This window comes from Kribbella sp. CA-294648 (genome assembly GCF_050943845.1).
Lineage (GTDB): Bacteria > Actinomycetota > Actinomycetes > Propionibacteriales > Kribbellaceae > Kribbella.
In genome coordinates this window covers 4,019,350-4,039,649 of record NZ_CP191981.1, presented here as the reverse complement: position 1 = coordinate 4,039,649, position 20,300 = coordinate 4,019,350, and the positions used below count along the sequence as shown (strand labels likewise).

The 20,300-nt window shown below is 68.2% G+C and carries 23 protein-coding genes; 8 read left to right on the top strand and 15 right to left on the bottom strand.

Translation table 11 applies throughout. The features are described from left to right. Positions 1–60: 60 nt before the first annotated feature. The 10 genes from ftsR to ACQPYM_RS19185 all read right to left on the bottom strand — a co-directional run bounded on the left by ftsR (position 61) and on the right by ACQPYM_RS19185 (position 6,408). Positions 61–795, bottom strand: a complete 735-nt coding sequence (gene ftsR / locus ACQPYM_RS19230; RefSeq protein WP_433022526.1) for a transcriptional regulator FtsR — start codon at positions 793–795, stop codon at positions 61–63. Continuing rightward, positions 782–1,303 (bottom strand): FHA domain-containing protein, encoded by a 522-nt coding sequence (locus ACQPYM_RS19225; protein ID WP_433022524.1) that lies wholly within the window; start codon positions 1,301–1,303, stop codon positions 782–784. The genes ftsR and ACQPYM_RS19225 overlap by 14 nt, the downstream gene beginning before the upstream one ends. A 169-nt stretch (positions 1,304–1,472) precedes the next feature. Continuing rightward, positions 1,473–1,853, bottom strand: coding sequence for a glycine cleavage system protein GcvH (gene gcvH, locus ACQPYM_RS19220; protein ID WP_433022522.1), 381 nt, complete (start codon positions 1,851–1,853; stop codon positions 1,473–1,475). Between the two features lie 75 nt (positions 1,854–1,928). Then, on the bottom strand, positions 1,929–2,981 hold the full coding sequence (locus tag ACQPYM_RS19215) for a DUF881 domain-containing protein (protein WP_433022520.1): 1,053 nt from the start codon (positions 2,979–2,981) through the stop codon (positions 1,929–1,931). Between the two features lies 1 nt (position 2,982). Further along, the gene (locus tag ACQPYM_RS19210) at positions 2,983–3,315 is read right to left on the bottom strand and encodes a small basic family protein (protein ID WP_270130514.1); all 333 of its coding nucleotides are present in this window, start codon (positions 3,313–3,315) and stop codon (positions 2,983–2,985) included. After that, the gene (locus ACQPYM_RS19205) at positions 3,312–4,169 is read right to left on the bottom strand and encodes a DUF881 domain-containing protein (RefSeq protein ID WP_433022518.1); all 858 of its coding nucleotides are present in this window, start codon (positions 4,167–4,169) and stop codon (positions 3,312–3,314) included. The genes ACQPYM_RS19210 and ACQPYM_RS19205 overlap by 4 nt, the downstream gene beginning before the upstream one ends. A 2-nt stretch (positions 4,170–4,171) precedes the next feature. Continuing rightward, on the bottom strand, positions 4,172–4,768 hold the full coding sequence (locus tag ACQPYM_RS19200; RefSeq protein WP_433022516.1) for a CDP-alcohol phosphatidyltransferase family protein: 597 nt from the start codon (positions 4,766–4,768) through the stop codon (positions 4,172–4,174). A gap of 223 nt (positions 4,769–4,991) precedes the next feature. Further along, a complete protein-coding gene (locus ACQPYM_RS19195; RefSeq protein WP_433022514.1) occupies positions 4,992–5,579 on the bottom strand; it encodes a TIGR03086 family metal-binding protein in 588 nt (195 codons plus the stop codon). 44 nt (positions 5,580–5,623) lie between these two features. After that, the gene (locus ACQPYM_RS19190; protein WP_433022512.1) at positions 5,624–6,064 is read right to left on the bottom strand and encodes an SRPBCC family protein; all 441 of its coding nucleotides are present in this window, start codon (positions 6,062–6,064) and stop codon (positions 5,624–5,626) included. Continuing rightward, entirely contained in the window at positions 6,061–6,408 is a 348-nt protein-coding gene (locus tag ACQPYM_RS19185) for an ArsR/SmtB family transcription factor (protein WP_433022510.1), read from the bottom strand. Before ACQPYM_RS19185 ends, ACQPYM_RS19190 begins: the two co-directional genes overlap by 4 nt. Before the next feature lie 91 nt (positions 6,409–6,499). Between ACQPYM_RS19185 and ACQPYM_RS19180 the strand changes: the two genes are divergently transcribed. Both ACQPYM_RS19180 and ACQPYM_RS19175 read left to right on the top strand, forming a co-directional pair. After that, positions 6,500–6,868, top strand: coding sequence for a YciI family protein (locus ACQPYM_RS19180; protein WP_433022508.1), 369 nt, complete (start codon positions 6,500–6,502; stop codon positions 6,866–6,868). Continuing rightward, positions 6,868–8,070 carry an RNA polymerase sigma factor gene (locus ACQPYM_RS19175; protein ID WP_433022506.1) on the top strand — a complete coding sequence of 401 codons (1,203 nt, stop codon included), beginning with the start codon at positions 6,868–6,870 and terminating at the stop codon, positions 8,068–8,070. Before ACQPYM_RS19180 ends, ACQPYM_RS19175 begins: the two co-directional genes overlap by 1 nt. Here the strand turns inward: ACQPYM_RS19175 and ACQPYM_RS19170 are convergent. Then, a complete protein-coding gene (locus ACQPYM_RS19170) occupies positions 8,067–9,506 on the bottom strand; it encodes a PLP-dependent aminotransferase family protein (RefSeq protein ID WP_433022504.1) in 1,440 nt (479 codons plus the stop codon). The genes ACQPYM_RS19175 and ACQPYM_RS19170 overlap by 4 nt on opposite strands. Before the next feature lie 40 nt (positions 9,507–9,546). Here ACQPYM_RS19170 and ACQPYM_RS19165 point away from each other — a divergent pair, with 40 nt between their 5' ends. The 3 genes from ACQPYM_RS19165 to ACQPYM_RS19155 all read left to right on the top strand — a co-directional run bounded on the left by ACQPYM_RS19165 (position 9,547) and on the right by ACQPYM_RS19155 (position 12,727). Next, positions 9,547–10,401 carry a DMT family transporter gene (locus tag ACQPYM_RS19165; RefSeq protein ID WP_433022502.1) on the top strand — a complete coding sequence of 285 codons (855 nt, stop codon included), beginning with the start codon at positions 9,547–9,549 and terminating at the stop codon, positions 10,399–10,401. A gap of 128 nt (positions 10,402–10,529) precedes the next feature. After that, positions 10,530–11,468 (top strand): aminoglycoside phosphotransferase family protein, encoded by a 939-nt coding sequence (locus ACQPYM_RS19160; RefSeq protein ID WP_433022500.1) that lies wholly within the window; start codon positions 10,530–10,532, stop codon positions 11,466–11,468. 317 nt (positions 11,469–11,785) lie between these two features. Next, on the top strand, positions 11,786–12,727 hold the full coding sequence (locus ACQPYM_RS19155) for a hypothetical protein (RefSeq protein ID WP_433022498.1): 942 nt from the start codon (positions 11,786–11,788) through the stop codon (positions 12,725–12,727). A 65-nt stretch (positions 12,728–12,792) separates the two neighbouring features. Here the strand turns inward: ACQPYM_RS19155 and ACQPYM_RS19150 are convergent, their stop codons facing one another. Together ACQPYM_RS19150 and ACQPYM_RS19145 are read right to left on the bottom strand one after the other, a co-directional pair. Next, positions 12,793–13,404, bottom strand: a complete 612-nt coding sequence (locus ACQPYM_RS19150; RefSeq protein WP_433022496.1) for an acyltransferase — start codon at positions 13,402–13,404, stop codon at positions 12,793–12,795. 39 nt (positions 13,405–13,443) lie between these two features. Continuing rightward, complete coding sequence (locus tag ACQPYM_RS19145) at positions 13,444–14,061, bottom strand: TetR/AcrR family transcriptional regulator (RefSeq protein WP_433022494.1); 618 nt, start codon at positions 14,059–14,061, stop codon at positions 13,444–13,446. Between the two features lie 67 nt (positions 14,062–14,128). Between ACQPYM_RS19145 and ACQPYM_RS19140 the strand changes: the two genes are divergently transcribed. From ACQPYM_RS19140 to ACQPYM_RS19130, 3 genes are all read left to right on the top strand, one after another. Next, positions 14,129–15,082 (top strand): VOC family protein, encoded by a 954-nt coding sequence (locus tag ACQPYM_RS19140; RefSeq protein ID WP_433022492.1) that lies wholly within the window; start codon positions 14,129–14,131, stop codon positions 15,080–15,082. 83 nt (positions 15,083–15,165) lie between these two features. Then, complete coding sequence (locus ACQPYM_RS19135) at positions 15,166–15,618, top strand: hypothetical protein (RefSeq protein WP_433022490.1); 453 nt, start codon at positions 15,166–15,168, stop codon at positions 15,616–15,618. 40 nt (positions 15,619–15,658) lie between these two features. Next, positions 15,659–15,856 carry a hypothetical protein gene (locus tag ACQPYM_RS19130; RefSeq protein ID WP_433022488.1) on the top strand — a complete coding sequence of 66 codons (198 nt, stop codon included), beginning with the start codon at positions 15,659–15,661 and terminating at the stop codon, positions 15,854–15,856. Positions 15,857–15,932: 76 nt separating this feature from the next. Here the strand turns inward: ACQPYM_RS19130 and ACQPYM_RS19125 are convergent, their stop codons facing one another. Further along, positions 15,933–19,364, bottom strand: coding sequence for an error-prone DNA polymerase (locus ACQPYM_RS19125; protein WP_433022486.1), 3,432 nt, complete (start codon positions 19,362–19,364; stop codon positions 15,933–15,935). Between the two features lie 71 nt (positions 19,365–19,435). Beyond that, positions 19,436–20,281 (bottom strand): SMP-30/gluconolactonase/LRE family protein, encoded by an 846-nt coding sequence (locus ACQPYM_RS19120; RefSeq protein ID WP_433022485.1) that lies wholly within the window; start codon positions 20,279–20,281, stop codon positions 19,436–19,438. Between the last annotated feature and the right edge of the window lie 19 nt (positions 20,282–20,300).

The following is a 20,300-nucleotide window of genomic DNA, read 5'->3' as shown; positions in this document are numbered from 1 at the left end:
CTACTCTGCGCACCAGGCCGGGGCTGCCCCACCGCCGCCCGGCGGCGCGTAGTACCGGGGTCAGCGGGTGAGGCGGGAGCGGACCAGTGCCGCGTGCAACCGAACCGCCAGGGCGGCCAGTTCCAGCGTCTTGTCCTCGCGCCGCGGCTGGACCACCTGCTCGATCAGGCCCACCTCCCGATCGGCCGCCGCCCGGAACGGCCGCAGGTGGCGTGGCTCCACCCCGTACTGCGCGAACTCCGCGGCCGCCTTGGCGATCAGGATCGCGTCCCCGTCGTAATGGTTGCCGCGGGCCACCACGAGGTTGTGACTCTCCAGCTGTTCGAGCAGTTCGGCGGTGATGCCCGCCGCTTCGCGCAGCTCGTCCCGGGTCAGCTTCAGCTCGGTCCCGTACGTCGAGAAGTCCTCGGCATCCGGCAGACCAGCGGGCTGAGGCAACTGTTCCGGCGCCGCGGGCCGGCCACCGGCGGCAGGCGGCCGCAGTCCCCGGTCCATCGCGCTCAGGTGCTCCTTGATCACCTTCAGCGGCAGGTACTGATCACGCTGCGCCGTCAGCACATAGCGCAGCCGCTCGATGTCGGCCGCGCTGAACTTGCGGTACCCCGACGCCGTCCGGGCCGGGGTCACCAGCCCCTCCGCCTCGAGGAAGCGGATCTTGGAGATCGTCACGTCGGCGAACTCGGTCTGCAGGAGCCGCAGCACCTCACCGATGCTGTGGCTCCCGACGGCGTTCGCCCCGGCCCCGACCCCGTCGCGCCAGCCGGAGTCTCCGACCGCTGGGTCAGGCCTGACCACTGGCGTAGTAGACCAGGCGGTACTTGCCGATCTGCACCTCGTCGCCGTTCGACAGTTGCAGCTCGTCGATCCGGTCCCGGTTGACGTAGGTGCCGTTCAGGCTGCCCACGTCGCGGACCTTGACACCGGACGCGTCACGGCGGAACTCCGCGTGCCGCCGGGACACGGTGACGTCGTCCAGGAAGATATCGCTGTCGGGGTGCCGGCCGGCCGTGACCACGTCGACGTCGAGCAGGAACCGGCTGCCCGCGTTCGGGCCGCGCTGGACGATCAGCAGGGCCGAGCCCTGCGGCAGCGCGCCGACGGCGGCCTCGTCCTCGGCGGACAGTTGCTCGCCGGAGTCGAACCGCTCGGTCTCCGGCTCGACGCTGATCGGTGTGAGCATCGCGGTGTCGGTCACGCCGGGGGCGGTCACCGGACGGTCCGCGCCAGGGAGCATCGTTCCGCACTGCGAGCAGAACCTGCTGCCCTCGGAGTTCTCGTGCCCGCACTGGTTGCAGAACGGCATGCTGTGATCCTCCCGATCGCCGGCGGTCCGGCGACGTTCTCAGTTGGCCCCGTATGACAAGTGTGGACTGCGACCCCAACCCTCGACCGGCGGTTGAGGTCTGATGAACCTACCAGCTAGCGCCCCGCGACCGAAGTTGGCCGAGGGTTGGCGGGGCGCCGGCGGCCGGTCAGCTCTGTTCGAGCTGTCCCTTGTAGGTCTCGGCGTCCATCAACGCCTCGATCTCCTCGTCGTCGTCCACCTCGATGTCGAGCAGCCAGCCCTCGCCGTACGGGTCGGTGTTGACCAGGTCGGGCTGGTCGGCGAGCGCCTCGTTGACGGCGCGCACGGTGCCGTTGAGCGGCGCGAACAGGTCGCTGACGCTCTTGGTGGACTCGAGCTCACCGCAGGAGTCGCCGGCCCGGACCGCGGTCCCGACCTCCGGCAGCTGCACGTACACGATGTCGCCGAGCGCGTCCTGCGCGAAGTCGGTGATACCGACCCGCACCGGGCCCTCGCCGCCCTTCACCCACTCGTGCTCGGCCGTGTACTTCAGGTCTTCGGGGTACACCTCGGTCCTCCATCACTCAAAGGGAACTGCAGCTGAGGAAATGCGCGGTACTGCGGTACTGCGGTACTGGTCCGGCTACTTGGTCGGGCTGGGCGCCGGGCGAGCGTAGCGATGCTCCTCCGGGACGTGCAAGGCAGTGATCTGGACCTGCGGCAGCTCGGTCACCTCGGCCGTGCCGCCGATCTGCGGACCGGTCACCTCACTGACCAGCCCACCGGGGAAGTTGGCCGCCTCGGCCAGGTTGTGCGACTCCCCGATCGCCTCGATCACGTACGGCGACTGCACCTTCTCGCCGTCGATCTTCACCCCGGGCGCGTCGTCGACCAGGTCGGTACTGGCCACCACCCGGACCTGCCCGTTGATCTGGATCGCCTCGGCGCCCGCGTCGCGCAGTTCCTCGATCGCGTCCAGCAGGTTGCTGGACTGCATCTTGGTGTTCGGGTCGTTCAGGGTGATCCGGACGCCGGGGCCCTGGGCAGGCAGCGTACCGGCCAGGATGCCGAGCACGCGCACCTGCTGCTCGGCCTGTTCGCGGGCGGTCTGCGCCTTGTCCGCGCTGGAGGTCAGCGTGTTCTTGCGCGCCTCCAGCTCGGTGATCTCGGTTTCCAGCCGGCGGGTGTTCTGGCCCAGGCCGTCGAGGATCGCGATCAGGTCCTCGCGGCGGGCGTTCTGGTAGCCGTCGTCGGCCCGGTTCACCCGGACCTGCACGACCGCCATGCAGGCGACCAGGGCGAGCACAACGGCCACGATCGCCTGACCGCGCGACGGCTTGAACCCGGCCCGCAGTCGCCGCAGCGCCAGGTTCGGCGTCTTGGGCTTGGGCATCGGCGTCGGCTTGACCGGCGCCTCCTGCTCGGACGCAACAGGCTTCACTTCATCCGGCTTGTCCGGTACCGCGGGCTTCGGCTCCGCCGGCTTCTCGGGCACGGCAGGCCTCGGCTCGGCCGGCTTGCCCGGTACGACGGGCTTCGGCTCGGCCGGCTTGTCCGGTACTGCGGGCTTCGGCTCGGCCGGCTTCTCCGGTACGGCAGGCTTCGGCTCGGCCGGCTCCGGTACGACGGGCTCCGGCTCGGCCGGCTTGTCCGGCTTCGGCTGCTCGGGTGGCGGGGTGGGGTCGTCGGTACTCATGTCAGGCCCTGAAGACGTGGCGGCGGATCGCCGCCATGTTGGTGAAGATACGGATGCCGAGCACGACCACCACGCCGGTCGACAGCTGGGAGCCGACGCCGAGCTGGTCGCCCAGGTAGACGATCAGCGCCGCGATCAGCACGTTGGAGACGAACGACACGACGAACACCTTGTCGTCGAAGATGCCGTCCAGGAACGCGCGCAGCGCACCGAAGACGGCGTCCAGCGCCGCGACCACCGCGATCGGCAGATACGGCTGGGCCCAGTCGGGCACGTCGGGAGCGACCAGCAGACCGACGACGACGCCGATCACCAGGCCGAGGACGGCGATCATCTCGGACCCACCTTCGCGTACCGCAGCGCGATGGTGGAATCGGCCGGCACCAGCAAGGAATCCTCCGTCGTGATGGTCATCCGGATCTGGAAATTGCTGACCAGGTACTGCACCCACTGGCCACCCGAGCTCTGCGCGAACCGGGCCGGCATGGTCGCGGTGTCCCCGATCGCGAGCACCGTGTACGGCGGGGTCAGGGAACTGTAGTCGACCGTGATGGCACTGCCCGCACCCCGGATCGCGGTCAGCGACGTGAGCCGGTGACCGTTCACCGAGATCGCCTCGGCCCCCGCCGTCCACAACCCGTTGACGAGTTGCTGCAGGTCGACGTCGAGGAGCCGGCCCTGCTTGTCGTCGGAGTCCTTGGCGTCGTCGACGACCGCCTTCAGCCCCGGACCGGTTGCCGCGACGGCACCGGTCTGCAGTTCGAGGTCGTCCAGCTTCTGCTGCAGCGCGGCACCCTCGCTCGTGTTGCTCAGCCCGCCGGCCTGCAGGCTCCGGACCTCGTCGGCCAGCTTGGTCTGCCGGCCCCGCAGGTCGTCCAACCGGCCGTCGGCCTGGTTGATCCGGGCGATCAGCTCCTTGCGCTGCTTCTCGGCCTCGGGCGCGCTGCGATAGTTCTGCGACGCGGCGACGGCCAGCAGGAACCCCAGGAAAAGCAGCGCGATCACCAGGATGATCCGGTGCGACCTCTTGGGCTTCTCCCCCTGCGGACGCCGCGAGCGCGCCGCGACGGCGTACCCCTCGTCCAGCGGGTGGGCCATCAGGTTGTTCAGCAGCGACATGGACGCGTCGACGCGGCGCTGCCCGGGTGGAGCCTGGCCGGGGGGAGATCCGGGTGGAGACTGGGTCACGACTAACCCGCCGGGTCCTTGATCGGCTTCACGGTCTGGATCAGGTGGCGCAACTGAGCGAAGTACAGAGCACCGGCCCAGTAGTACAGAGCGGTCCCCCAGATCGCGAAGGCCCAGCCGAAGACGCGGGCCAGCATGTTCAGCGTGCTGTCACCGTCGCCGAGCAGGAGCAGCGGGAAGGCGTACAGCAGGCAGAAGGTCGCGGACTTGCCGAGGAAGTGCACCGGCAGCGCGTTGAAGCCGCGGCGGTGCAGCGCCGGCAGGGTGAAGGTGAGCAGCAGGTCCCGCAACGGCAGCGCGATCGCCAGCCACCACGGGATGATGTCGCGCAGCGCGAGACCGAGCACGGTGGCGAAGATGTAGAGCCGGTCGGCGACCGGGTCGAGCATCTGACCGAGCCGCGTCGTCTGGTTCATCCGGCGCGCGATCTGGCCGTCGGCCCAGTCGGTGAAGCCGGAGATCATCAGCACGACCAGGGCCCAGCCGTCCTCCTCCGGACCGAGGATCAGCCACAGGAACAGCGGTACGCCGAGCAACCTGATGAAGCTGAGCGCGTTCGGGATCGTCAGCACCCGGTCGGACACTTCCAACTCCGGCACGCGATCCTCTCCCCCTGCTCCCGAATCGGGCGACCGCGAGCGGCGCCCCTGTCCCGGTCGCTACTGTACTTGGGCCCGCCACGGGGTTTCGCCCGGCCACACCGGGGAAGGCCGGGTTCTTCCCCGACTAGGTGAACGCATTCACAACAGCGGGGCTACGGCGCCCGCGGACCGGTGACCCGAAGGTGATCCGATCGAGATCTTCCCGTAGCTGGAGCCCGTACTACGGCCGCCGGCCGACGAAGCAGAGGAACTCGGTCTGCAGGTCGGCGCCGGCCGGCGGCGGGACCTTCGGACCGAACGCCCAGGGCTGCCGCAGCGCCTCGTCCATCGGCTTGAACTTCTCGTAGACGTGCGCAACCACCTCCTGATCGAGCCGTTCGTCTCCCCCGGTCGCCCGAGCCAGATCCCAGCTGTGGATCAGTACGTCCTCGGGCAGCGCACCGAGCATCTCGCCGAACGGCATGAACCCGACCGGCGTCGGCAACTGGGCATCGGCACAAGCCGGGTCGTCGATCGCCTCGACGAGTCCCGCGCCGATCTCACGCCAGGCAGCGGCCAAGTCGGCATCGGGTTCCGGCTCGGGGACCACCCCCATCTCGGTCACCGGTACGCCGTACAGGCTCTTGGGCTCGGTGCCGCGCACGGTGGCCAGCACGCGACGTTGCTCGTTGATGACGTGGGCAACGACCTGGCGTGCGGTCCAGTTCGGGCACGGGGTCGGGTCGTCCCAGCGATCGGCGGGAACTGCCTCGATCCGGTCGAGGAAGCCGCGGGCGACCCGGGCGAAGCGGTCAGCGTTTTCGGACATGACGAAGTAGACCTTCCTGCAGGTGATGTGAGGTGGTGATGGATTCAGAGCGAGGCGAGCAGGGATTCCAGAGCCTTCGGTACGCCGGTGCGCCAGCCGCCGTTCATGATCGTGTGGGCCTGGCGTTGGAGTGGATCGTCGGGGTCGAAGCCTTCGTGCAGGAGGAACAGCCGGGTGCCGCGACCTTCGGGCTCGAGCGTCCAGGTCAGGGTCCAGTCCACCCGGTCCGGATCGGCCGCGTCGCGCCAGCCGATCCGCACGACCTTCTCCGGTTCGAAGCCGAGCACCTCGGCCTGGACCAGCCCGGAGAATCCGGTCGACGGAATCGCCCGGCTCTCCATCGTGTAGTGGTGCCCGACCTCCAGCCGGAAGTCACCGGGCATCAGCCACTGCGCGATCAGCTCGGGCTCGGTGAGCGCCCGCCAGACCTTCGCCGGCGGATGCGGATAGTAGGTGTCGACCTCGATCGTGGTCGGGTCGCTCATGCGTCCTCCATCCGGTCGAGCACCTTGCCCAGCTCGGACATCCGCTCACGCCAGAACCGTTCGTACGGACTCAGCCAATCCTGTACTTCGGCCAGCGGAACGGGCTCCAGCCGGTAGATGCGCTGCCGCCCCTCCTTGCGCTCGCTGACCAGCCCGGCGTCGCGTAGTACGCGCAACTGCTCGGAGAAGCTCGGTCTTGCCATCTCGAAGTGGTCGGCGAGCTGCTGCACGGGCTGGGGCCCGTCGTCGCGCAGCAGCCGGAGCACCTCCCGGCGGACCGGACTGGCGAGCGCGGCGAACACGCGATCCTCGATGCCATCGGCAACAACACTCGGGCGGGCCATAGGCTCGAGTATAGGTAGGTTTTCTCCTACATATCAACTCCGGCCCTTCCCCGTTCTATGGTGGGCTGAGGTTTTGTCGAGGGGAGTCCGCGTGAAGTTCCTGGTGCTGATCTATGGCAACCCCGAGTCCCGCAAGGTCTGGGACGGGCTGTCGGACGAGCAGAAGCGGGAGTCGATGACCGGCTACACCGCCCTGAACGAGGCGCTCACTTCCGCGGGCGAGCTGGTCGTCTCGCACTCGCTGGCCGAGCCCGAGGCCACCAAGCAGGTGCGCTTCGACAGCGGCCGGCCGATCACCACCGACGGCCCGTTCGCCGAGGTGAAGGAGCAGTTGGCCGGCTTCTACCTGCTCGACTGCGACAGCATGGAACGCGCGCTGGAAATCGTGCCGCAGATCCCCGAGGCGCCGTACAGCATCGTCGAGGTCCGGCCGATCCGGGACCTGAGCGCACTCGGCTGATGCCCGCCATCGAGGAGCTGCTGCGCGAGCTGGCGCCGCAGATCGTCGGCCCACTGGTCCGCCGGTACGGCGGGTTCGACACCTGCGAGGACGCAGTACAGGAAGCGTTGCTGGCCGCGTCGCAGCAGTGGCCCGTCGACGGGGTGCCGGACAACCCGCGGAGCTGGCTGATCACCGTCGCGTCCCGGCGACGGATCGAGATCCTGCGGAACGAGGCGGCCCGGCAGCGACGCGAGGAAGCCGTCGCTCTGTCAGCCGTGGAGCCCGCCGCCGCTCCGGCAGTTGACGACACGCTCACACTGCTCTTCTTGTGCTGCCATCCGTCCCTCACTCCCCCGTCCCAGATCGCGCTGACCTTGCGTGCGGTCGGCGGGCTCACGACGGACGAGATCGCGCGCGCGTTCCTGGTGCCGGAGTCGACGGTCGGGCAGCGGATCAGCCGGGCCAAGGCGTCGATCAAGAAGGCCGGCGCGGAGTTCCGGATGCCACCGGCCGACGAGGTGCCGGAGCGGCTGACGGCGGTCCTGCACGTGCTCTACCTGATCTTCAACGAGGGCTACACGGCGAGCTCGGGCGAGAGCCTGCATCGCGTCGAGCTGAGCGCCGAGGCGATTCGGCTGACCCGGCAGCTCTACGCCCAGCTCCCCACGGAAGGCGAGGTGGCAGGGCTGCTCGCACTGATGCTCCTGACCGACGCCCGTCGTCCGGCCAGGACCTCGCCGGACGGCGCGCTGGTCCCGCTGCCCGAACAGGACCGCTCGTTGTGGAACCAGGCATTTGTTACTGAGGGCACCGAGTTGATCGAGGCAACGTTGCGGACGGCACCGATCGGTCCCTATCAGTTGCAGGCGGCAATCGCCGCTGTCCACGGCCAGGCTGCGAGAGCTGAGGACACCGACTGGCGCGAGATCCTGGTGCTCTACGAACTCCTGGAGACGCTCGCTCCCGGCCCGATGGTGAGTCTGAACCGGATCGTGGCCGCGGCGATGGTGCACGGCCCGGCGTACGGGCTGGAGCGGTTGTCGGCTGCCGCTGATGATCCGTCGCTGAAGAACCACCACCGGGTCGAGGCGGTCCGCGGCCATCTGCTGGAGCTTGCGGGCGACAAGGATGCCGCCCGCGATGCCTACCGCCGTGCCGCCCGTCTGACTCTCAGCACCCCGGAGCAGCGCTACCTGACAAGTCGCGCCGATTCGCTCTAGCTTTCTTTGAGCGCTTGGTGGAGGCGCTGGACGCCTTCCTCCAGCTGGGCGGAGTTTGGCGTGCAGACGTAGCTCAGGCGGAGGTGCGGCGCCGGTGGTTCTGCTGTGAAGTATGGAGTGCCTGCCGTGATCGCTACCCCGCGGCGCAGGGCTGCGGCGGCGATGGCACGGTCGTTGGAGCCGTCTGGCAGGCGCAGCCAGAGGTGATAGCCGCCTCTGGGTTCGTTGGCCGGTAGTAGTTGCGTGGTGGCCAGTGCCTTGAGTAGGACGAGCCGGCGGTCGCGCAGTGCATCAGTGAGCGTGCGGAGATGACGGGCCCAGGCAGGCGAGCCGACCAACTCCAACGCGGTCTCCTGCAGCGGCCTTGGCACGAACAGGCTGTCGACGGCCTGGACCGCCCGCAACCTCTCGTACGCCGGGCCGCGCGCGGTCAGGGCTCCGATTCGCAGACTGGGCGACGCAGCTTTGGTCAGCGACCGGACATGGACCACTACGCCGTCCGGGTCGTCTGCTGCCATTGCGGGCTGAAGGGGTGGGGAATCGCTGTGCACCAGGCGGCGGGCGAAGTCGTCTTCGATCACGAAGGCTCCTGCGGCTCGAGCGACCTCAACCACCTCGCGACGCCGCTGTGGCGACAGGACTGTCGCAGTGGGGTTGTGGAAGAGCGGCTGGCAGACGAAGACCCGCGCCCTCGTGGCCTCGAAGGCGTCAGCCAGCAGGTCTGTTCGGACGCCGTCTGCGTCTACCGGCACAGGGACTGGGCGCAAGCCGGCCGCGCGAGCTACGGCGAGCATGCCGGGGTAGGTGGGTGACTCAACGAGTACTGGCGAGCCCGGGACCGCTAGTGCTCGCAGCGCGGTGGTCAGCGCGCTCTGGGCTCCACTGGTGATCAGTACGTCGGAGGCATCGAGTGAACCGGACAGTCCGCCGATGTCCCGAGCGAACCACTCCCGAAGCTCAGTGACTCCCTCCACCGGCGGCCGCGACCAGGTGCCTGGTCTGCGACCCGCTCTGGCTAGTGCGGCGGCTAGTGCGCGCTCCGGCTGGAGTACGACGTGGAGGTAGCCGCCGTTGAGGTCGATGACCTCGGGTGGTGGGGAGGTGAGGGTGGCGAGCACCCCGGCGGCGTCCGCAGTACGGGGGCCGACGTCTAGAGCTGCATGGGGCGGGTCGGCGCTGAGGGCGACCTCTTGCCAGGACAGGTCTCCCGGCGCGACTCTTCGGCGTGCAGCCGCCTTGAAGACACCGGCGCCCGGCTGGGAGCTGACGAGCCCTTCGGCAACCAGCGAGGCGATCGCCCGCGAGACCGTCACCGGACTGACCTGGTACTGCGTCACGAGGGCCCGGCTGGACGGGATCTTCTCGCCTTCGGAGTAGCGGTCCAGCTCATCGCGCAGAGCCGCGACCAGACGAGCCACACTGCTACTGTTGTTCATGACAGCCCAAGATAGCGCTACTGTCCCGATCGCGATATCGGTGCGCACCGGAACGCTCCTCGCCGCGCTCGGAGTCGTCGCCTTCTCGCTGAGCTTCCCGGCCACGGTCTGGTCACTGGACGGCTTCGGGCCGTGGACGTCGACCGGCCTACGGGCGCTCCTCGCCGGCCTGGTGGCGGCGATCTGTCTGGGTGCAGCGCGAGTGCCTGTCCCTGCCCGGGCTGACTGGCCGGGTCTGCTCACCGTGGCTGGCGGCTGCGTGATCGGCTTCCCTCTGCTGACCACCCTGGCCCTGCAGACCTCCACGACTGCCCACTCAGCCGTAGTCATCGGCATCCTGCCGCTGGCCACTGCAGTCATCTCATCTCTACTGACCGGCCGCCGCCCCTCCCGCACCTTCTGGACGGCCGCCTGCCTCGGTGCTCTTGCAGTGGGCGCCTTCACTCTCCTGCAAAGCCACGGCCGGCCGACAGCCGGCGACGCCTACCTCATAGGCGCTCTACTCCTGTGCGCCGCCGGCTACGCCCAGGGCGGCCGCCTAGCGACCCACCTCCCCGGCTGGCAAGTGATCGCGTGGGGAGTCGTAGCGGCCCTCCCGGTCTCCGCCGCTGTCACTTTTCTAGCCCTCCCCCACGAACCAATCCACCTGACCACCAAGGCACTGACCGGCATGACCTACATCGCCCTCATCTCCCAATTCGGCGCCTTCGTCGCGTGGTACCGCGGCATGGCCCTCATCGGAGTCCCCAAAGCCAGCCAACTCCAACTAGCCCAACCCCTGATCACCCTCCTCTGGGCCGTACTCCTGATGAACGAACACCTCCCCCCACTAGCCATAGCCACCGCCCTAATCGTCCTAACCTGCATAGCCACCACCCAACGAACCCGCGCCTGAAGCAACCCGGTCGCGGCAGTCCGCGCACAACCTTCATGCAGCGACGCCTGGCCTCCAGTCCGTCCCGGGCCGCGGCGGCAATCCGTGCCCGCCGTCGGCCCACCCCTCTCGCCGCATACCCTGCCTCGATGATCGTTGTCCCACAGGCGTTCGCCCGATCCACGGTCGACCGCGAAGGAGACGCCGGCACGCGGTGGCTCATGCTGCTACCCGAGTTGGTGGCCGAACTGCTGGAGCGCTGGGACTGCGAGCCACACGGTGAGCTGATGTACGGCGGCGTCGGAGTTGTTGTTCCGGTCCGTCGGCGGGACGTCGGAGACGCAGTACTGAAGGTGTCGTTTCCTCATCCCGGCAACGTGTATGAGCCGGATGCCTTTGCGGCATGGCGCGGATGCGGTGCCGTGGTGCTGCACGAGCGGGACGATGCGCAGTACGCGATGCTGTTGGAGCGGGCTCACTCGATGACGCTTGCGTCGGTCGGTGACGAGGATGAGATCGCTCGCGTTGCCGGTCGGCTCAACCATCGGCTGGCGATCGCCGGTCCGCCGGAGCTGCCCAGGCTTCGGGACCAAGCCGATGAGTGGGACGAACGGCTTGTGAGGGATGCAGGCGAGCTGTCGCATGGGATGTCGCGCCGCGTGGTGGACGCTGCCAGGGCGACGATCCGGGAGTTCGGGCGTGTCCAGCCGGAGCTGCTGGTGCATGGTGATTTCCATGGCAGGAACATCCTGCGCGCCGATCGCGAACCCTGGCTGGCCATCGATCCCAAGGGCTGCACGGGCGATCCGGCGTACGACGCCGGCACTCTGCTCAAGACGCGCGCGCTGACCCTCCTGGTGACTTCCGATCCTGCGAAGGCTGTCTTTCGCTTTCTGGATGTCTTCAGCGAAGCCGCCGAGCTCGATCGGGAACGCGTCCAGCGGTGGTCGCAGCTGCACGCCGTCCAGACCGCGTTCTGGGGCCGCCGCCACGGTTTCCGGCGGGCTCGCTCGGGACCGGAGTTGCCGCGTTACATCAACCTCGCGGAGAGGCTAGCGGAACTCCTCACCGAACCGAGGCCGGTGTAGCGGCGTCTACCTGGTTGACGAGGTCTTTGGATACCAACTGGAGGCGCGCTGTGAGGCAGCAAACTGGGGTTATCGGCCGGCGGCTCGCTCTGCTGGGTTCGGTGGTGGCGTTGACGGTCACCGGTTCGACTGTTGCTGGGGCGACTGGTGCCGGCTCAGCTGACGCCGGTGCGGCTGATGCCGGGGCGACTGGTGCCGGTTTGACTGGTGCCGGTTTGACTGGTGCCGGTTTGACTGGTGCCGGGGCCGGGCGGGTGGCGGCTTCGTTTGTGTGGACGGAGACTCCGGTCGGTCGGGGAGCCGGGTTCCTCAACGACGTGGCTGCGCATCCCGCGGCGACCTGGGCGGTGGGCGGCGATCTGGTGGACGACGAACAAGAGCGGCCGTTCGCGCTTCGGTGGAAGGCCGGCCGGTGGGTTGCGACGCCGCAGCCGATGCGGACCAACTCGACACTGGAGAGCGTCGCGATCGCCGGGCCCACCGACGTCTGGGCAGTCGGTGAGAATCGCGCCGACCCCGCCCGGCCGAAACCGCTCGTCATGCACTGGAACGGGTCCGCGTGGCGCGTCGTACCGGGGCCGCGCGTACCGACCGGCTCGTTCGGCGACGTCACGATCGCACCCGACGGCACCCCGTGGATGACCGGCTGGGCCGACGTCAACGGAGCGGAACACGCAGTCGTCTACCGGTACGCCGGGCGCAAGTGGCACCGGCTGGCCAGCGGCTTGGAACAATCCATCAATGGCAACGCCCTGACGGTCATCTCCCCGACCGACGCCTGGCTCGGTCTCAATGCCGGGATGGCTCACTACGACGGCAAGAGCTGGAAGCTGGTAGACGACGTGCCGAGCGACGGTTCCCACATTCCGACCGCGCTGGCGGCCGTGGGACCGAAGGACATCTGGGCGGTCGGCGTACACCATGGCGGTGGTCCGACTGGCGAACGCCCGATGATCCTGCACTACGACGGAGTGTCGTGGAAACGAGTGCCCGCACCAGCCGGCCCGGCCCAGCTCCATGACGTTGCCCTACGCAACAATCGTCCAGTCGCGGTCGGCGAGCGCTTCGAGATCGACGGCGACATCATCAAGGCCAAGCCCCTCGTACTGCGCCTGCGCGGCTCGGCCTTCGTCGACGCCGGCAGCCCGACCAACGCCGAAGGCGTCCTGACAACGGTCGCCACGACCCCGACCAAACTCTGGACAGCTGGCATCACCATCACCGACCAGTTCGTCCCGTACGCCGCCTACACCAAGTAGCCCGTCGACTCCGTGCACCGCCTGAGCGTCGGGTTCGCTCAGCGACGCTCAGGTCGTGCACAAGGTCAGCCCGGCTGGTGCGTGTGGGTTGCTGGGTAGGTGATGGTGCGGAGGACCTTGGCGGGGGCGCCGGCCGCAACGGAATACGGCGGGATGTCTTGGGTGACAACGCTGTTGGCGCCGATGACGCATCGCTCGCCGATGGTCACGCCGCTGGTGACGACGACATTCGCACCGAGCCAGACGTTGTCGCCGATCCGGGTCGGTCCCTTGGAATCGAACCCTTGCCACGGGACCGGCCGGTCGGGGTCATCGAAACGATGGTTGGCGTCCGTTACGAAGCACCCGTTGGCGAGCATGCAGTGCGAACCGATCTCGACCGAGTCCACGGCGGCAACCATCACCGCGATGTTGAGGAACGCCCCCTGGCCGATCCGCACCCTGCCCTCGTCCCCGATCGTGATCCACACGTCCGGCTCGAACATCGTGTTCGCACCGACCTCGAGCCGCCCGTCCGCGAACGCCTCGAGCACGTTGCCGTGCAACGGCCAGCGAGCAAAAGCCTCCCGCCGCATCAGGTGCCAGTTGATCCGCGCCCGGTTCCAGGGAAACGCATTGCGCTGATACCAACGCCACTTCTGCGCCCACAACCTGACCTGACCGCGAAGATCGTCCACGCCCTCAGGCTACGTCTTGGAGGCCGACGGGCTGTTCAGTCAGCGGCCACGCTCGGGCCAGGTTTGCTTCAACCCATCGACGAGCTCGACGAACAGCGCGAAGGCTCGGTCCACCCGGTCACGATCGTTGGTGGCGAGGAGGTCCAACTGCAGCCCGCGCGCCTGGGCCACGATCATCGAGGCCACCAGCGGCGCTTGCTCGCGAGGACACCCGTCGGCCCCGACCAAGCCTTCCATCAAGGTCAGCGAGTCCCGGACGACTTGCTGCAGGAAGCGCTCGTACTGCGCCGGCTCCCGCACGGCCTGCGCGAACACCTCGAACAGCAGCCGGTAGATGGGCAGCCGCTCAGCACTCGTCGTCTTCTGCCACCAAGAGGCGAGGCTTCTCAGGTCGGCAGGCGAGCCGGCCAGCTCAGCCGCGTCGGCCAACTGCTGGCGCAGCAGCTCGATCACCTCGGTGATCAGGTTCTCCTTCGTACCGAAGTGGTGCAGCAGAGTGCCATGACTGACACCCACCTCCGCGGCCAACGGTCGCATCGCCAGCCCGGCGAAACCGTGCGTCAGGACGTAGCCGGCCACCGCGGCGAGCAGTTCGGGCCGCCGGTGCTGGTACCGAACCCGCCGGCCGTCGATGTGCTGGTCTGTCTGTTCGCCCACCTGGGTGACGGTACGCCCTCCGGAGATAGTTTGACCATTCGGTCGAGCTACTTCTAGGGTCACTTTCATGGCAGCTGAGTTGCTTCGTCTGCACCATGTCGGCCACGTCGTTCGCGACATGCCTGCCGCGCTCGCCTTCTACCGCCGGCTGGGATTCGTCGTACCGGCACCGAGTTATCCCGCGATGCCGAGCCGGGAAGGCGCCGAGCCCGAACCTTTCGGCGCGGCGAACACCCATGCCGACTTTCCCCGCGACTTCCTCGAGTTGGCCACGGTCGTCGACGCCGGCGGGCACGTGCCGGTGGACGCATCGCTGGTTCCGTTGCAGGCTCCGCCCGAGGTGCTGCCCACCTTGCTGGAGCGAATCAACGCCACCAGCGCCAACTTGGCCGCCTGCCTGGAACGCTTCGAGGGTCTGCACATCCTGATGTTCTCCTCGCCCGACATCGACCTCACCGCCGCGCGGCTGGCAACCGCCGGCGTGCGGCACGGCGGGGTGAACACTGTGCGCCGTCCGGCCGGCACCGAGATCGAGACCGTCCGCTACCTGGAAATCGATGGGGAGCAGCCGGGCGCGGTGGCCGAGGGCAGGATCGGCGTCGTCGCCGAGCTGGACCAACGGATCCAGGCGACCCGACTGACCGATCACCCCAACGGCGCAGTCGGTCTCGTCGGAGCGACGCTCTGCTGCGCGGACTCCGAACTGAACGCAATCCAGACCCGGTACGAGAGCTACCTCGGCCGCCCACCCCGCACAGACGGCTCCACCCGGGTCTTCGACCTCGACGGAACCACGCTGACCCTGCTACCCGAATCGGCACTCGACACCTCATTACCCGGCGAACGCCCGCCCGCTCTACCCGCTCTCGTCGCCTGCACAGTCGCCGTCCGCGACCTCACCACAACCCAAAACCTGCTGCGTGACCACGCAATCCCAGTACGACGAACGCCGACCGGTGACGTCTTCGTCCCAGCCACCACCGCCTTCGGCGCCACCATCACCTTCCGCCAAGCCGTCTAACCCCCACCCCATCTCAAACCACCTGACGCCACCAGCAGGACCAGACCAACCTGCGCTGCCGACGCGCCCTATCGTTAGGCAGCATGACCCAGCAGCAGCCGCCGCCGTTCCAGCCACACCCGCAGCCGCAGCAGTACCCGCCTCCGTACCAGCCGCCGGCTCCGATGGGGATGCTTCACCTGACCATCCAGGGCAGCTCGCTGACGAGCAACATGATCCCGCCGACAGTCCACCTGAACGGCTACCCAGTACCGGTCAAATACGGCCGGAACGATATCCCGGTACCTGCCGGACCGCTGCGCATCGGCATCTACTCGCAGTGGATGCGCGTCTTCGGCAAGGCGATGCTCGACTGCACAGTGCAGCCGAACCAGGTGGTACCGGTGTTCTACGCATCCCCGTATCACCAGTTCGCCTCAGCCGGCAGCATCGGCCACAGCAAGGTAAAACGCAACGGCATCGGCGCAATCTTCGGCCTGATCGGCGTCGTCTTCGCCGTAATCCTGCTGATAATCGTCCTCTCAGCACTCAGCTAATGTCCCGCGGCGGACCGTCAACCTCGACAGCAACTCGTGGATGAGGCCGACGCCCTACGCCCGCTGGCAGCCGAACGCAGTACAACCGGCACCCGGTCGCCATGCGCGCTCCGGCCGGCTCACCCCGAACCGGATCACCGAGAAGACGATCGCCAAGCGCCCACTGGCAGACGCGACCAGCGCCGTGGTGAGTGGGACGGCGGCGACGCACGCAGTACAACCGGCACTCCGGTCGTGATGGGCTCCGGCCGATGCCGAGCAGGTTCAGGAGATTTCGCGCAGACCTCGACCTCGCGGCTGCGGTCGTGCGCGCGTCAGCGGAAGTCGCGGGAGGTGGTTTTGGCGGCTAGGGGGAGGCGTTCCAGTTTGTCGGCGACCAGGTTGGTGACGCCGGAGGAGCGTTCGAGGCGTCCCCGGATGATCATCGCGCTCGACTCCCGGGCGATCCGGCGATAGCGGTTCCAGACGCCGCCGGAGCAGACGACGTTGATCATGCCCGTTTCGTCCTCCAGGTTGAGGAAGGTGACGCCGGCCGCCGTGGCTGGGCGCTGGCGATGGGTCACCACCCCACCGACGTACACGCGGCTGCCGTCCTCGGCGGTGGACAGCTGGTTCGCCCGCAGGATGCCCCGCGCGTCGAGGGCGGCGCGGACGTGGCGGATCGGGTGGTCGTCGGGTGAGATGCCGGTGGCCCACAGGTCGGCCATCGTCGTCTCCATCCCGGTCATCCCGGGCAACATCGGCGGCGGACCGGAACTGCTCACCCCAGACAAATGCCCAGGCCGCTCCTCGGCAGCACGTCCCGCATTCCACAACGCCTGCCGCCGCGACAACCCGAACCAGTCGAACGCCCCCGCAGTAGCCAAAGCCTCCACCTGTACTGCGGTCAGCCCGGTCCGCCGCACCAGATCCGCCATGTCGGCGTACGGCCCGTTCTTCTCCCGCTCCTCCACGATCACAGTCGCCGCCGGCACCCCCACCGACTTCACCCCAGCCAACCCCAACCGCACCACCAACCCCCCATCCCGCCGATGCACATCCGCATCGAACGGCACCTCCGGATCAAACTTCCCCACCTCACCCTGCTTCTTCTCCAAACAACCATCACTACCAGTAGCAACCACGATGGAGCCTGGTTCGAGGGTGGGGTGGATGTGGGAGGTTTGGATGTCGGGGCGGAGGACTTGTACGCCGTGGCGGCGGGCGTCGGCTACCAGGGATTGGGGGGAGTAGAAACCCATGGGCTGGGCTCGGAGGAGGGCGGCTAGGAAGGCTGCTGGGTAGTGGAGGCGGAGCCAGGTGCTGGCGTAGACGAGGAGGGCGAAGCTGATCGAGTGGGATTCGGCGAAGCCGAAGTTCGCGAAGGCTTCGATTTTTTCGTAGATCTGGTCGGCGGTCTCGCCGGTGATGCCGTTCGCCGCCATCCCCTCGTACAGCTTGGTGCGCAGCGAAGAGATCTTCTCCACGCCTCGCTTGGAACCCATCGCGCGCCGGAGCAGATCGGCATCCTCGCCGGTACACCCGCCGACCGTCATCGCGATCTGCATCAGCTGCTCCTGGAACAGCGGCACGCCCAGGGTGCGCTCCAGGACCGACTCCAGCTTGGGATGCAGGTAGGTGACCGGCTCCTCCCCCAGCTTGCGGCGGATGAACGGATGCACCGCGCCACCCTGGATCGGCCCGGGTCTGATCAGCGCGACCTCGATCGCCAGGTCGTAGAAGCTGCGCGGCCGCAACCGCGGCAGCGTGCTCATCTGCGCCCGGCTCTCCACCTGGAACACCCCGACCGAGTCCGCCTTGCAGAGCTGGTCGTAGACGCCTTTCTCCTCCTTCGGGATCGTGTCCAGGGTCCAGTCCTCGCCGAGATGCTTGCGGACCAGGTCCATCGCGTACTGCAGCGCGGCCAGCATGCCGAGCCCGAGCAGGTCGAACTTCACCAGCCCCATCCAGGCGCAGTCGTCCTTGTCCCACTGCAGCACGGTCCGGTTCTCCATCCGGGCGTGCTCGACCGGTACGACGTGCCCGACCGGGATGTCGGTCAGCACCATGCCACCGGAGTGGATGCCGAGATGCCGCGGAAACTTCAGCAGATCCTCGGCCAGCGCCACCACCGGCGGCGGGATGTCGTGATCGACACTGCTGCGCACCGCGCCCCACGCATCCACCTGTTTGGACCACGCGTCCTGCTGCCCGGTACTGAACCCGAGCGCCTTGGCCATGTCCCGTACTGCGAGCTTCGGGCGGTAGGTGATCACGTTCGCCACCTGGGCCGCGTTGCGCCGGCCGTACTTGCCGTAGACGTACTGGATCACCTCCTCGCGCCGGTCGGAGTCGAAGTCGACGTCGATATCGGGCTCCTCCTCGCGTGCCGCGGACAGGAAGCGCTCGAACGGCAGGTTGTAGAAGACCGGGTCGATCGCCGTGATCTCCAGCGCGTAACAGACCACGGAGTTCGCCGCCGAACCACGGCCCTGGTAGAGAATCCCCTTGCGCTGGGCGAACTTGACGATGTCGCGGACGATCAGGAAGTAGCCCGGGAACTTGAGCGTCTCGATCACCGTCAGCTCGCGCTCGACCCTGGCGGCGGCCTCCTCGCGCAGCCAGGGCTTGTCCGCGTAGCGCTTCTTCACGCCGTCGCGGCACAGCTTCTTCAGCCACTCCATCGGGGTGAACCCCGGTGGCACCTCCTGGTGCGGCAGGTTCGGCTTGGCCGCGCGCAGGCTGAACGCCAGTTGGTCGGCCAACTCGACGGTGCGCGCGACGGCACCGTCGTACCGGTGGAATCTGGCGAGCATCTCCTCTCCGGATCGCAGGTGCGCCGTGCCGGCCGGTGGCAGCCAGCCGTCCATCGCGTCGAGGCTGCGCCGGGCCCGGACGGCGGCGATCGCGGCGGCGAGCTTGTGCCGCCGGGGCTGGGCGTAGTGCACGTTGTTGGTGGCGATCACCGGCAGGCCGGCGTCGGCCGCGAGCCGCGCGAGGATCGCGTTGCGCGTGCTGTCGGTCGGCAACTGGTGGTCGATCAGCTCGACCACCACCCGTTCTTTGCCGAACAAGGCGGTCAGCCGGTCGAGCTCCCGCGCCGCGGCGGCTGGTCCCTCCGCTTGACCGCCCAGCTCGAGCGCCCGGCGTACCAGGCCCTTGCGGCAGCCGGTGAGGATCATCCAGCTGTCCCCACCGATGGCCGCAAGCTCCTCCAGGTCATAGATCGGGCGACCCTTCTCTTTGCCCCGCAACTGCGCCTCGGTGATCGCGCCGGCCAGCCGGTGATACCCCTCCTGGCGCTCGGCCAGCACCAGCAGATGGCTGCCCTCGGGGTCGGCCATCCCGTTCTGCGGTTTGGTCAGCTCGAGGGACAGTTCGGCGCCGAACACGGTCTGCAGCTCGGCGTACTCCTCCGCGGCCTCGGCCATCCGGACCACGCCGTAGAACCCGTCGTGGTCGGTCAGCGCGAGCCCGTTCAGGCCGAGCCGGACCGCCTCCTCCACCAGGTGCTCCGGGGAGGACGCGCCGTCGAGAAAGCTGTAGTACGAGTGGCAGTGCAGCTCGGCGTACGGCACCACCGGGCCCTCCGGGGGACGCGGTTTGTCCGCCGGATCCGGATCGTACGGCGGGCGGTGCCGCGACCAGGCCGGCCCGTCTCCCCCGTCGGCGTCGAGCAGCTCGTCAGCGGGCCCGGGCGGCCGTGACCGGTCCGACAACTTCCGCTCCAACTCCGACCACGGAATCGGCGGGTTGTCCCACCCCATCAGAGAACTCCGGCGCCTGACGTCATACTCCGATGTTCGAACATCTGTTCGAAGGAGTCAAATCGGGGATCCTAGGGCCGTCCGACGCCGGGGACGGTGACCGGGAGGGTAAGAACCGCGCCGGTCCGAGGCCCGTTGATCAGCCGGTCAAGGTTGTCGGCGATGCTGTCGGCCGGCCGCCACTCAGCGGTCAGGATGAACAGCGTCCGCCGGTCGGGGCCGCCGAGCGCGAGAGCGAACGAAGACTGACTTTCGGTCAGTTCGACCCGCTGCAGGATCTCGCCCCCCTCGGCGACGCGCACGATCGACGAGTCGGCGGCCGAGACCCAGATCGCGCCCTCCGCATCGAGGCAGATGCCGTCCGGCCCGAGCCCCTCGGCGAACACCCGCCGGTTGGACAGCCCACCATCCGGGTCGATGTCGAACGCGGTCAGCCGGCCGGCAAACGACTCCGCGATGATCAGCGTCCGATCAGCGGGCGTGATCACCATTCCGTTCGGGAACTGGATGTCGTCCGCAACCTGACGGACCGTGCCATCCGGCGTGACAAGCTTGATGTAGCCGGGTTTGGGTGCCTCACCGCCGGCGAAGTCGAAGTCCGCGCCGTTGACGTACGTGTTCCCGCGCCCGTCGACGACGATCTCATTGCCGCCCTGCTCGGCATGGACGACCACCGACCCGTCGGGCTCGTGACGCCGCAACTTGTCGCCGGTCGTCAGCAGTCGGCCGTCGGGCAGCCAGTCGATCGACCAGCCCATCGACGGCTGGTCCGGCGCGGGCCTGTACTCCGGCGTACCGTCCGGACTGACGGCGACGATCTGCTGGTCGATCCAGTTGCAGAACCACAACCGGCCGTCATGCCACCGGGGCGACTCCGGGATCCCCAGCCCACTCAGCAGGATTGTCGGTTCGGTCATCACGCCACCTCTCATCAGT

Bases quoted from the DNA above. Each gene is read 5' to 3' on its own strand.
- ACQPYM_RS19160 (WP_433022500.1), top strand. From the start codon at position 10,530: ATGATCGTTGTCCCACAGGCGTTCGCCCGATCCACGGTCGACCGCGAA.
- ACQPYM_RS19175 (WP_433022506.1), top strand. From the start codon at position 6,868: ATGCCCGCCATCGAGGAGCTGCTGCGCGAGCTGGCGCCGCAGATCGTC.
- ACQPYM_RS19125 (WP_433022486.1), bottom strand. From the start codon at position 19,364: ATGGGGTGGGACAACCCGCCGATTCCGTGGTCGGAGTTGGAGCGGAAG.
- ACQPYM_RS19120 (WP_433022485.1), bottom strand. From the start codon at position 20,281: ATGACCGAACCGACAATCCTGCTGAGTGGGCTGGGGATCCCGGAGTCG.
- ACQPYM_RS19140 (WP_433022492.1), top strand. From the start codon at position 14,129: ATGGCAGCTGAGTTGCTTCGTCTGCACCATGTCGGCCACGTCGTTCGC.
- ACQPYM_RS19185 (WP_433022510.1), bottom strand. From the start codon at position 6,408: ATGGCCCGCCCGAGTGTTGTTGCCGATGGCATCGAGGATCGCGTGTTC.
- ACQPYM_RS19195 (WP_433022514.1), bottom strand. From the start codon at position 5,579: ATGTCCGAAAACGCTGACCGCTTCGCCCGGGTCGCCCGCGGCTTCCTC.
- ACQPYM_RS19170 (WP_433022504.1), bottom strand. From the start codon at position 9,506: ATGAACAACAGTAGCAGTGTGGCTCGTCTGGTCGCGGCTCTGCGCGAT.
- ACQPYM_RS19225 (WP_433022524.1), bottom strand. From the start codon at position 1,303: ATGCCGTTCTGCAACCAGTGCGGGCACGAGAACTCCGAGGGCAGCAGG.
- ACQPYM_RS19210 (WP_270130514.1), bottom strand. From the start codon at position 3,315: ATGATCGCCGTCCTCGGCCTGGTGATCGGCGTCGTCGTCGGTCTGCTG.
- ACQPYM_RS19130 (WP_433022488.1), top strand. From the start codon at position 15,659: ATGAGGCCGACGCCCTACGCCCGCTGGCAGCCGAACGCAGTACAACCG.
- ACQPYM_RS19215 (WP_433022520.1), bottom strand. From the start codon at position 2,981: ATGAGTACCGACGACCCCACCCCGCCACCCGAGCAGCCGAAGCCGGAC.
- ACQPYM_RS19190 (WP_433022512.1), bottom strand. From the start codon at position 6,064: ATGAGCGACCCGACCACGATCGAGGTCGACACCTACTATCCGCATCCG.
- ACQPYM_RS19135 (WP_433022490.1), top strand. From the start codon at position 15,166: ATGACCCAGCAGCAGCCGCCGCCGTTCCAGCCACACCCGCAGCCGCAG.